The sequence below is a fragment of the Thermodesulforhabdus norvegica genome, from assembly GCF_900114975.1.
Classification (GTDB): Bacteria; Desulfobacterota; Syntrophobacteria; order Syntrophobacterales; family Thermodesulforhabdaceae; genus Thermodesulforhabdus; species Thermodesulforhabdus norvegica.
The window spans coordinates 687,715-699,372 of record NZ_FOUU01000001.1; the positions used below are offsets into that span (position 1 = coordinate 687,715).

The following is an 11,658-nucleotide window of genomic DNA, read 5'->3' on the forward strand; positions in this document are numbered from 1 at the left end:
CACCTCCTGCTGTGTTTTTATGTCAAGGGAGCACCTGAATTTTTCATCAGGTGCTCGCAAGGGCGATTAGTTTGGCAATTTGCTCTTCCAGTATTTCGATCCGTCTTTCGAGGCTGTCCAGCCTGTCGAGGAGGTCAATTACCACGCCCACGCCTGCGTAATTGATTCCCAGGTCGTTCCTGAGGCGTATGATCTTCCTTACCAGAGGTACGGTGTCCAGCTCGAAAAGCAGCAATTCACTCTCGTTGTCCACGGGGTCTATAAGTCCCAGCCGCACAAATCGGTCGATCAACTCAGGATGAACTCCGCAGGCTTCTGCAACCTGCTCTATTCGTAAGTACTGTCCCGCTTCCTCATACCTTACAAGGCAGTACCTTGTTGTCGCCATTATTATTCCTCCTACCCCGGCTACTGGCTCATTCAGGGCGGCCCCATCACGGCGACCTTGCATTAAAGGTTGAGATACGGCTTAGCTCTTCGAAGAGTTCTCGCTCTCTGGGGCTGAGATGCTTTGGTACCTTTATCTGCACAACCGCATACAGGTCTCCGGGGGATCCTTTTGGATTGGGCATTCCCTTGCCCCTTAATCTCAATTTCTGTCCGCTTTGCGTGCCGGGTGGCACGCGAACCGAAAGAGGGCCGTCGGGAGTGTCCACGCTAATCGTTGCTCCCAGTGCCGCCTCCCAGGGGCTTACCGGGAGGTCCACATATATGTCCCTTCCTTCAAGGCGGTATCGAGGATGTGGGTCGATTTCCACGGTAAGATAGAGATCGCCGCTTTTTCCGCCTCCGATTCCCGGGCTCCCCTGACCTGCAAGGCGGATCTTCTGCCCCGGAAGGACTCCAGGGGGAATCTTTACCTCCAGGGTTTTGTTTTCTCCGGGAATTGTAAAAGTCTTTGTACAGCCTTTATAGGCTTCTTCCAGCGAAATTCTTATGGTTGCCTCCCGATCGGCACCGTCTCTTACCCAGGTAAAACCGCCCGAGGTGGCGCCGCCGTAGTGTGCTCTGCGACGCCTCGGCCCCCCAAAAAGAAGCTCGAAAAAGTCGCTGAAGCCGGACTCGCCCCTGAAACCGCCGAAGAAGACATCTTCAAAACCTTCTCCGCCCGAACCGAAATCAAAATGGATGTCCCATCCAGGAGGAGGTCTGAATTCCTGGCCCGCTTTCCAGTGGGCTCCAAGCTGATCGTAGCGTCTTCTTTTCTCTGGATCCTTAAGGACTTCGTAAGCTTCGTTTATTTCTTTAAATTTTTCTTCTGCACCCGGTTCTTTGTTCACGTCAGGATGATATTTTCGGGCCAGCTTACGATAAGCCCGCTGGATCTCCTCCTGGGTTGCGTTTCTGGGGACGCCCAGTATCTCGTAGTAGTCCTTATACTGAACGGCCATAGCTTTCGTTTACTCTCCTGTAGAGACAAGATTCTGGTTAGCCCCGTGCCGAGAAGAGCGTCCGGGTGGGAACCCTGTCCCCAGACGCTCCTTGTTGAATTACTTCTCCGTAAATTCGGCGTCTATCACGTCGTCTCCGCCGGAACCACTCGATCCGGCCTGTCCGGAAGCGGCCTCGCTTTGGCCGGCCTGACCGGCCGACGCTTTCTGGTAAGCCGCGGCCGCAATCATGTGAAGGGCCTGTTGCAGGTCGCTATTGAGTTGCTGGAACCTTTCTTTCGTCGTGTTCTGGTCGTTTAGAGCGGTCCTGGCGTCCTCCAGCAGTTTTTCGCAACGGCTCTTCTCGTTCACGGGGATCTTGTCGCCAAGCTCTTTTAGAGTTTTCTCAAGCTGATAGACCAGGCTGTCCGTCTGATTTCGAGCTTCCACCAGTTCTTTCCTCTTTCGGTCTTCCTCAGCGTACTGCTCCGCCTCACGAATCATCCTCTCGATTTCGCTCTTATCCAGATTGGTCGATTCGGTAATGGTAACGGTCTGCTCTTTTCCCGTTGCCATGTCTTTTGCAGTAACCTTCAGGATACCGTTGGCATCGATATCGAAGGTTACCTTTATCTGAGGAACTCCTCGAGGTGCCGGAGGAATGCCTTCGAGGCGGAACCGGCCGAGTACGCGGTTGTCCTTGGCCATTTCACGCTCACCCTGAAGGACTACGATGTCAACGGCCGTCTGGTTGTCTTCTGCCGTTGTGAATATCTCTTCACGACGGCATGGAATCGTGGTGTTCCGCTCTATGAGCTTTGTCATAACACCGCCCAGGGTTTCGATTCCCAGGGACAGCGGGGTAACGTCGAGCAGCACCACGTCCTTGACTTCACCCTTTATGATTGCCGCCTGAATTGCAGCACCAACTGCCACCACCTCATCGGGGTTTACGCTCATGTTGGGTTCTTTGCCGCCCGTCAGCCTTTTCACGAGCTGCTGTACTGCCGGAATTCGAGTTGACCCACCTACGAGGATTACCTCATCTATGTCGTTCTCCGTAAGTCCGGCATCAGAAAGAGCCTGCTTAACCGGGCCCATACACCTTTCAATCAGATCGGCCACCAGGGATTCGAATTTTGCACGGGTAATTTTCTTTACCAGATGTTTGGGACCCGTGGCATCCGCCGTGATGAAAGGCAGGTTGATTTCCGTCTCCATCATGGAGGAGAGTTCGCACTTGGCCTTCTCGGCCGCTTCGTAAAGCCTCTGGAGAGCCTGACGGTCGTTTCTCAACTCTATACCCGTTTCCTTCTTGAACTCGTCGGCAAGCCAATCCACTATTCGCTTGTCGAAGTCATCTCCACCGAGATGAGTATCGCCTGCGGTTGCCCGGACTTCGCAGACACCGTCACCAACATCGAGGATGGACACGTCGAAGGTTCCGCCACCGAGGTCGAAAACCAGAACCGTTTCGTTCTTTTTCTTTTCAAGCCCGTAGGCAAGAGCCGCGGCGGTGGGTTCGTTTATGATTCTCAGCACCTTGAGTCCGGCGATCTCTCCGGCGTTTTTCGTGGCCTGTCGCTGTGCATCGTTAAAATACGCAGGAACCGTGATGACGGCTTCAGTAATTTTTTCTCCCAGGAATTTTGAGGCGTCCTCGACGAGCTTTCTTAATACCTGAGCAGACACTTCTTCAGGGGCTATTAGCTTGCCTCTTACATTAAAGCGCACGGCATCGTTGGGCCCTCTTTCTACTTTGTAGGGCACCATGCTTATTTCGTTAAGAACCTCATCGTAACGCCGACCGATGAATCTCTTCGCGGAGAATATAGTGGCCTCTGGATTCAGGACGGCCTGACGTTTTGCAATTTGACCTACCAGCCTCTGTCCGTCTTCCGTGTAGGCCACGACAGAAGGCGTAGTTCTACTACCCTCTGCATTGGGAATAACCGTATACTTTCCGTTTTCCCATACGGCAATTACCGAGTTGGTAGTGCCCAGATCTATTCCTACTGCTTTTCCCATATTCCATCACCCTCCTTTGAACAAATGTCTCAAACGCACCGTTTGTAATTTCACACAGAGTCACAGAGAACTCTCCGTAACCTCCGTGGCTCTGAGAGAAATCAAATTCAGGGTCCTAACCCTGCCAAACCAGATTCCCCGGGAGGCACATAACTGTCATCTACCTGCCTCCAGATTTGGGGATAATCAGTCCACACAAAAGGTAATCACGGTTGTAAACTTTTCCAGACCCGACCTTGAAAAGATGCAAAAATTTTTGGCAATAAAAACAATCTAATAGAACTAAAACCGCGTAAATACGAAAATTTAAGACCTTTGATTATCCCGACGGGCAAAATAAAATTCTTTTGATCCTGATGGGACGGTGGAATGGTGAGCCCTGTGCTTGCCCGTCCAGGTCCGTACGATAAAGGAATTTGCGGAGAAGAGGGAGAGCATGGAAGCCACGGCGCTGAAAAAAAGTGGTAGAGTGGAGAAAATATTGTCTTCCGGTCATGGGGATGGAACTGAGGAGATCAGAAAAGAACTGGATTTAATGCCTCTGCCGAGACCGCCCGAGGTGCCGGAACTCAGGCTTTCCCAGAATGCCCTTGTCGTTCTCAGGAAGCGCTACCTCAAAAAAGGCGAAAAGGGGGAACCCATTGAGACCCCTGAGGAACTCTTCTGGCGCGTAGCCCGCCATATAGCCAAGGCTGATGCTCTGTATGGGAAAACGGCGGAACAGGTTAAAGAAACGGCCCTGAAGTTTTATTCTTTAATGGTCGGCAAGGATTTCATGCCCAATTCTCCGACGCTTATGAATGCGGGTCGGCGTCTGGGACAGCTTTCGGCCTGTTTTGTCCTGCCCGTTGATGACTCCATAGACAGCATTTTTGAGGCCATAAAATACGCTGCCATGATTCACAAAAGCGGTGGAGGAACGGGCTTCTCTTTTTCGCGAATAAGGCCCGAGAACGATCAGGTGCTTTCAACGAGGGGAGTTGCAAGCGGCCCCATTTCCTTTATGACCGTTTTTGATACCGCTACGGAAACGATAAAGCAGGGTGGAACGCGCCGTGGTGCCAATATGGGTATCCTGAGGATAGACCATCCCGATATTGAAAAGTTCATAACCTGTAAGGAAGATAACGATAAGCTCACGAATTTCAATATTTCTGTTGCCGTCACCGATGCTTTTATGGAAGCCCTCGAAAAAGATACTTTCTATCCACTGATTAACCCCCGAACCGGTGAAGTCGTAAGGGAAGTTCGAGCAAGGGAAATTTTCGATAAAATAGTTTACGCTGCATGGAAAAATGGCGAACCCGGTGTCGTCTTCATAGACAGGATTAACGCAAAAAACCCGACGCCTCACGTGGGGCAGATTGAGAGTACCAACCCGTGTGTAACAGCCGACACCTGGGTGATGACTGCTGAAGGGCCAAGGCTTGTTAAAGACCTCATCAGCAGGAAATTCACTGCCGTGGTAAACGGAGATTTCTGGGATAGTGACGAGAAGGGATTCTTTAAGACAGGTGTCAGGAAGGTTTACAAACTCACCACGACGGAGGGTTATGAGATCAGGCTCACATCAGACCACCCCGTTCTCAGGGTGAAGAAAATAACCAGATACAGATTAGAAACCGAGTGGGTAAAGGTATCCGAGCTCAGAAAGGGAGATAAAGTGGTTATAAACAACCACATGGCAATTCCTGAGTGGGACGGGCAGTATTCGGAGGCAGAAGGATACCTAATCGGACTGCTCCTCGGGGACGGGACATTTTCAGAGAACAGAGCCGTGATCTCTTCATGGGGAGATAGCCGTGGTCCAGCAGCGGTTAGAGAAGTTGTTGAAGTTTACGCCTCTGGCCTACCTCACAGATCCGATTTTGCGGGCTGGAGCAAAATTGACGGAAGAAATGAATATAGGCTAAGAATGGCATACATCACCAGGCTCGCAAAGGAAATCGGTGTTTACAGAAACAAGAACATAACAGAAAAGATTGAGAAGGCTTCCTATCAGTTCTACAGAGGTTTTCTGAGAGGGTTGTTTGACTCTGACGGCACTGTCGTTGGATCACAGGAGAAGGGCCTTAGCATCAGGCTTTCGCAGTCGAACCTCGAACTGCTGAAAGGTGTTCAGAGAATGCTCCTTAGAATGGGCATAGCTTCAAAAATCTATCGATACAGGAGAAAGGCTGGAAGAAGGCCAATGCCTGATGGAAAGGGTGGAGAGAAGGAATATCAGTTCAAGGACCAGCATGAACTCGTGATCTCCAACGACAACGTCGTAGTTTTCCAGGAAAAAGTGGGTTTCAACGATGTGGTGAAGAGAGAGATGCTGGAAGAGCTTTTAAGCAGGTACAGTAGGAGTCCTAACAGAGAGAGGTTCATCGCAACTATCGAAGAAATTACGGAGGATGGAGCGGAGGAAGTTTACGACGTTATCATTCCGGGAGTGAACGCTTTCGATGCCAATGGCTTTGTTGTGCACAACTGCGGTGAACAACCCTTGCTTCCTTTTGAGTCCTGCAATCTGGGCTCCATAAATCTTTCTCAAATGGTCAAAGACGGGCGAATTGATTACGACAGGCTCGGTAGGGTTGTGTGGGAGGCAGTGCACTTTTTGGATAACGTCATCGACGTAAATAAGTATCCTCTTCCCCAGATTGAGCAAATGACCCTGGCCAACCGAAAAATCGGGCTGGGGGTAATGGGATTTGCCGACATGCTGTTCAAACTCGGGATACCTTACAACTGTGAAGAAGCCGAAAGGGTTGCTGAAGAGGTTATGTCATTCATACAGAGAGAATCCAAGAAAGCGTCGGCGGCCCTTGCTATGGAACGGGGTAATTTCCCAAATTATCGCGGTTCAGTCTGGGACAATCCCGAAACGCCCTATATGAGAAATGCAACGACGACAACCATTGCTCCGACGGGTACCATAAGCATCATTGCCGGGTGTTCCAGCGGTATTGAGCCGGTCTTTGCCCTCTGTTTCGTTCGCAGGGTTCTGGACGGGGAAGAGCTTCTGGAAATTCACCCCTATTTCGAAGAAGTAGCCAGGTCCAGAGGGTTTTACAGTGATGAACTCATGAGGACTATTTCTCAAAAGGGTTCCATAAAGGATATCTCGGGTATTCCCGAGGACCTCAGGCGAATTTTTGTGATTGCTCATGATGTTTCACCTGAGTGGCACGTCAGAATTCAGGCCGCTTTTCAGAAGTATGTGGATAATGCCGTCAGCAAAACGATAAACTTTCCGAAGAATGCCACTCCCGGGGATGTAGAAAAAGCCTACCTCCTTGCCTACAAGCTGGGTTGCAAGGGGATTACTGTTTACCGGGACGGAAGCCGTGAGCAACAGGTTCTTTCGGTAGGGAAGGCCACCAGGGCTCCTGCGCCTTGTTCGCGAGGCATCGAGCCCAGGCCGCGGCCTCAGATCACCCGGGGCGTCACCATCAGGATGAACACCGGTTGCGGCAAGCTTTACGTGACCATAAACGAAGATGAGTACGGAATCTGTGAGGTTTTCGCACAGATGGGTAAAGCCGGCGGCTGTGCTTATTCTCAGATAGAGGCGACGGGAAGGCTGATTTCGCTGGCGTTGAGGTCGGGAGTGCGGGTGGATTCGATAATAAAACAGCTTATGGGCATAAGATGTCCATCGCCGGTCTGGCAGAACGGAGATCAAATCGTTTCCTGCTCTGATGCGATTGCAAGGGCTCTTAAAGAGTACACCAAGTCCAGCGTGGAAGTTGAACGCTCCGAGATGGGAGCCTGTCCCGATTGTGGAGCCGCCGTTGAATACGATGGCGGTTGCATAGTCTGCCGTTCCTGTGGATTTTCTCGATGCTCCTGAAAAGGAGAGTTCGGGGTTGGGCGAGTGGGAGTGGCTGCGCTACAGAGAGCTTATCGAGGTAAAAACGCCGGAAGAGGCCATAAAGCTTCAGAAAAAGCTGGCAAATTCCGTCGTTTTGCAGCCTCTTTCTTTTGACTTTTCCGTTTTGGCGGCTGCGGATCTTGCTTACGTAAGAGAACTCGATTCATATGTTGCTGTGGTTGCTACCTTTTCATGGCCGGACCTAAAACAACTGGAGATTGTGTCGCATATTGGTAAAGTTCGATTTCCCTACATACCGGGCTTGCTTTCCTTCAGAGAAGTTCCCGCCATATTTGAGGCCTGGAGAAAGCTTGAAAGAAAGCCCGATGTGTTTTTGTGTGATGGGCAGGGCATTGCTCATCCCAGAGGATTGGGGCTTGCCAGCCACCTGGGCCTTCTGCTGGACATACCCACAGTGGGTTGTGCGAAAGCCCGCCTTTGCGGACATCACGCAGAGCTTGGGATTGAAAAAGGAGTCCGAACTTTTCTCTATCTCGATAAGAAGGTAATCGGGGTGGTGCTCCGGTCCAGGGCAGGGGTTAAGCCGCTGTACGTTTCTCCGGGCCATAAGACGGATATAGAAAGTAGCGTAAGACTGGTTGAAAAATGCTTGGGACGATATCGAATTCCCGAGCCCCTTCGCGTGGCCCACAGAGAGGCCACGCAGATTGCCCGAAGAATTAAACTTGATCTTTCTCGGGAAAATCAATCCTTACCAAGTAGCTCCTGATTTGTTCGTGTTCGTCCTTTCGTGCTGCCAGGAGAAATTCCTTTATACCTCTTCCGTCTATGTAATCGTTAATGTAAAAGGGCTCGCCGTCTACCCGACCTATGTATCCTCCGGCCGATTTCACTATTATGCTGGGAGCGATGAGGTCTCTAAAACCCACATTGTAAAGCACGGCACCATCCGCACGACCTGCTGCAACGTAGCATATATGAGCTCCGGAACAACCCAGATTCCTTATCTTGCCCGGGAAGTTCGTCTTAAAGTGATCGTGAAATCTGGAGTAGGTGAACAACAGGCTTTCATTATTTGTGGGTTCACCTTCTTCGTGACATATTTCTTTACCGTTCCAGTAGGCCTTTTCGTCGGCAAAGGCCCAAAACATGTCACCTGTCACGGGGATGAAATAGGCTCCGAAGACGGGCCAAAAATTTTCAACAAGGGCGAGGGAAATCCCCCACATGGGAATACCTGCCTGGAAGTTGGCCACCCCGTCCAGGGCATCGTAAACCCACATCAGGCCGGCCTCACCGTGGCGGTACTCTACCGCTTTGGTACCCTCGCCGAAGATGGCGGCCTCGGGAAAACTGGAACGGATTTCATCTCTCATTTGCCGATCTATGACCATTTCCGCCGATGTTACCAGTTCGTGGTCAAACTTAACGGAGGGGTTCCCCTTCCCGTAATATTGAAGCGCCACGGAAGCAACGTTTTTTAAAGCATTCAGGGCAAAACTCTCAATCTCACCTTTGGACAGCGATTCCATTTCATTCCTCCAACTCCGGTTGTTTAACGTTTTATACAGCCTTACTCATCACCACCATAGAATGATTAAAACAGAAACCTTTCCTGGGTTTTAGAACTCCTTCCAGAACCTTTAAAATCCTGTAGTTTAGTCCTGGATGTTTATACGCTGCGGTTGCCCGTGAAGCTTTCTGGGTTTCGTAGCATATGATTACCCCGTCGGAGGAAAGGGATTTTCCCAGGTTGTTCAGGAAGGTTATTGCGAGACCTTCACCTTCTACACGAAGATATTCACACACATTGGAACAGTACAAAATATCCGCAGTTCCGTCGATAATTTCCGATGCCATCTCAATTGAACCTTTGAAAATCCTGTAAGGCTTAATTTTCCTCTTCAGAAAGTTGAAGGTTTTCTCTTCTTCCAGATAGAACAGAAGTGGTACGAAAAGTGTGTCGGTCGGTCTCAGCCAATTTTTAAGCGGATTGGAAGCTTGAGGGCTTAAAATCAGTTCGTCCCAGTATTTCCGGGCATTTTTTTCCAGCCCGGGGCGAAGACGCGGGTAATTATTTCGTATCAGGTTCCACAGGGGTTCCGTATCACCCTTATCGATCAGGTCTTTAAAAAGATTTCTTAGGTCCCGAAAGCCTATCCCTTTCATAAAAAGCGGCTTGAGTTTATTCCACATACAGGCGTGTTCAGAGACATCAAAGGCTATTACTTCTGCGGCACTACGATAAAGAAAGTAAAGGGGCACATCTCCGCTCCCCGCAACGGTAAACACCCGTTTACCTTCTATTTCGACTTCTTCCGGCCAGAAGATCCACGGACATTCGGTCGAAAACAGGTAAGGAGGAGATTCCGGGTTAAAGCTTGATATTAAGGTCATTAAGCATGCGATCCGCAAAATCTATTATGTAGTCTCTCTGGATACGGGTGGCGTATCCGATACAGTTACATCTTATAACGTTGCGGCTTCTTATTAGCCACTCAAATCCGACATAGCGCCTGTGGAGATTTACTGCAAAATAAAAGGGCTGACAGCTCTTGTGGGCTTTCTGGATCTCCGTGTAAAGTTCTTCAGGGATGTTAACCCAGTAGATTCCTTCCATTATCGTTGAATCGGCATTCTCGTTGAGATACTCTCTTATCCTGTAAAAATCGGATTCGCGGAGCTGATCGATTACATACTGTTTCATTTCCTCTGGCTCCCCCGGAAAGCAAAGGTTTTCTCATCGATGGATCTAGCAAAGATGACTCCTTTCGTCAAATCTCTGGACTTTTGATTTGAAATGTAGCGTTAATTACTCGCCGGAACGACAGGACCGGCTGAGTGTCTAAATTTTCCCTGTGGCATAACCTTAAAGAGCGTGATAGGTTATTTCCCGTAAAAAAGGTGAGATGTGATGGGGAATTGAGGCATGTCAGGTTTCATCCTGTTTACGGGTGAGTGTTTTTAATTAAGAACTCATGGGAGACCTGCTCATGGAGTACGAGGCTGTTATTGGGCTGGAGGTTCATGCTCAGTTAAAAACGAAGACAAAGATATTCTGTGGGTGTCCCGCCAGGTTTGGAGACGAGCCCAATACCAATGTTTGTCCTGTTTGCCTGGGTATGCCCGGTGCCCTTCCTGTACTTAATCGCAGGGTCGTGGAATACGCCCTGAAGCTTGCTCTGGCGACGAATTGCAGGATAGCCAGGATAAGTCGATTTGCCCGCAAGCATTACTTTTATCCGGATCTGCCCAAGAATTTTCAGATATCTCAGTACGAACTCCCCCTGGCAGAACAGGGCTGGCTTGAAGTGGAAACATCGGCGGGAACGCGCAGGATAGGCATACGCCGTATTCACATGGAAGAGGATGCAGGAAAACTGATACACGATGAGAGTCAGCCTCTGAGCTATGTTGACTATAACAGAACGGGCGTGCCACTGCTGGAGATCGTAAGTGAGCCTGATATTCGTACACCGGAGGAGGCAGCCGCCTATTTGAAGGCTTTGCGGGATATCGTGGTTTATCTTGACATCTGCGACGGCAACATGGAAGAAGGAAGCTTTCGTTGTGATGCCAACATTTCTTTGAGACCTGCCGGTAGCAGAGAGCTCGGGGTAAAGACCGAAGTAAAAAACATGAATTCTTTCAGGAATGTGCAGAAAGCTCTGGAATTTGAAATTAGAAGGCAGAAGGCTCTGCTTGAGCAGGGTAAAGCCGTAGTCCAGGAAACGCGTCTGTGGGATGCGGCACGGGGCATTACGGTAGGGATGCGGACCAAGGAAGAGGCGCACGACTACAGATACTTTCCCGATCCGAATCTCCTGCCCGTTGTGATCGACGACTCCTGGATAGAAGAGGTCAAAAAGTCCATTCCGGAGCTTCCGACGCCCAAAAAGAAGCGCTTTATGGAACAATATGGTCTGCCGGCTTACGATGCCGACATTCTCGTTTCCGACCGTGATCTGGCCGACTATTTTGAGGCTACCGTGAGGCTTTACGGTAAGCCCAAAACGGTCAGCAATTGGATCCTGTCGGAACTCTTGCGGGAACTCAACCGCGACAACCGTCCGGTTTCAGAATGTCCGGTAACACCTGAGAACCTTGCCGAGCTTTTGACCCTCATTGATGACCAGACCATAAGTGGGAAGATTGCAAAAAGCGTTTTTGAGGAAATGTATGCAACGGGAGAAAGGGCTTCCACAATTGTGGAAAAGCGTGGATTGAAGCAGGTTACCGACGAAGGGTTACTTGAAAGTGTGGTTAGTGCCGTTCTCGATGAACATCCTGCGGAGGTTGAGAAGTACCTGAAGGGAGCCGAAAAGGTTATAGGATTCTTCGTGGGACAGGTTATGAGAAAAACCCAGGGCAAGGCCAATCCCCAGATTGTCAATCAGCTCTTAAGGGAGCATCTGGAAAAACGACGAAAGTAGGAGA

At 50.0% G+C, this 11,658-nt stretch carries 9 protein-coding genes; 3 read left to right on the forward strand and 6 right to left on the reverse strand.

What is annotated here, in order from left to right; translation table 11 throughout:
* Positions 1 to 46: 46 nt before the first annotated feature.
* From BM091_RS03340 to dnaK, 3 genes are all read right to left on the reverse strand, one after another.
* Positions 47 to 388 carry a chaperone modulator CbpM gene (locus BM091_RS03340; protein ID WP_177193506.1) on the reverse strand — a complete coding sequence of 114 codons (342 nt, stop codon included), beginning with the start codon at positions 386 to 388 and terminating at the stop codon, positions 47 to 49.
* 46 nt (positions 389 to 434) lie between these two features.
* Positions 435 to 1,391: a DnaJ C-terminal domain-containing protein gene (locus tag BM091_RS03345; protein WP_093393450.1), complete on the reverse strand. Its 957-nt coding sequence runs from the start codon at positions 1,389 to 1,391 to the stop codon at positions 435 to 437.
* Positions 1,392 to 1,490: 99 nt separating this feature from the next.
* A complete protein-coding gene (gene dnaK, locus BM091_RS03350; RefSeq protein ID WP_093393452.1) occupies positions 1,491 to 3,398 on the reverse strand; it encodes a molecular chaperone DnaK in 1,908 nt (635 codons plus the stop codon).
* A gap of 535 nt (positions 3,399 to 3,933) precedes the next feature.
* On the opposite strand from dnaK, the gene BM091_RS03360 reads away from it, so the two are divergent.
* Together BM091_RS03360 and nfi are read left to right on the forward strand one after the other, a co-directional pair.
* Entirely contained in the window at positions 3,934 to 7,239 is a 3,306-nt protein-coding gene (locus BM091_RS03360) for an LAGLIDADG family homing endonuclease (protein ID WP_093393537.1), read from the forward strand.
* Positions 7,240 to 7,255: 16 nt separating this feature from the next.
* A complete protein-coding gene (nfi, locus tag BM091_RS03365) occupies positions 7,256 to 7,990 on the forward strand; it encodes a deoxyribonuclease V (RefSeq protein WP_245735235.1) in 735 nt (244 codons plus the stop codon).
* On the opposite strand, the gene BM091_RS03370 is transcribed toward nfi, so the two are convergent.
* The 3 genes from BM091_RS03370 to BM091_RS03380 are packed head-to-tail and all read right to left on the reverse strand — an operon-like array spanning position 7,941 to position 9,928.
* On the reverse strand, positions 7,941 to 8,753 hold the full coding sequence (locus BM091_RS03370) for an inositol monophosphatase family protein (RefSeq protein WP_093393455.1): 813 nt from the start codon (positions 8,751 to 8,753) through the stop codon (positions 7,941 to 7,943). The genes nfi and BM091_RS03370 overlap by 50 nt on opposite strands.
* A 31-nt stretch (positions 8,754 to 8,784) precedes the next feature.
* On the reverse strand, positions 8,785 to 9,618 hold the full coding sequence (locus BM091_RS03375) for a BtaA family protein (protein ID WP_093393456.1): 834 nt from the start codon (positions 9,616 to 9,618) through the stop codon (positions 8,785 to 8,787).
* Positions 9,596 to 9,928 carry a hypothetical protein gene (locus BM091_RS03380; protein ID WP_093393457.1) on the reverse strand — a complete coding sequence of 111 codons (333 nt, stop codon included), beginning with the start codon at positions 9,926 to 9,928 and terminating at the stop codon, positions 9,596 to 9,598. Before BM091_RS03380 ends, BM091_RS03375 begins: the two co-directional genes overlap by 23 nt.
* 286 nt (positions 9,929 to 10,214) lie before the next feature.
* Between BM091_RS03380 and gatB the strand changes: the two genes are divergently transcribed.
* Positions 10,215 to 11,654 carry an Asp-tRNA(Asn)/Glu-tRNA(Gln) amidotransferase subunit GatB gene (gatB, locus tag BM091_RS03385; RefSeq protein WP_093393459.1) on the forward strand — a complete coding sequence of 480 codons (1,440 nt, stop codon included), beginning with the start codon at positions 10,215 to 10,217 and terminating at the stop codon, positions 11,652 to 11,654.
* Positions 11,655 to 11,658: the final 4 nt, after the last annotated feature.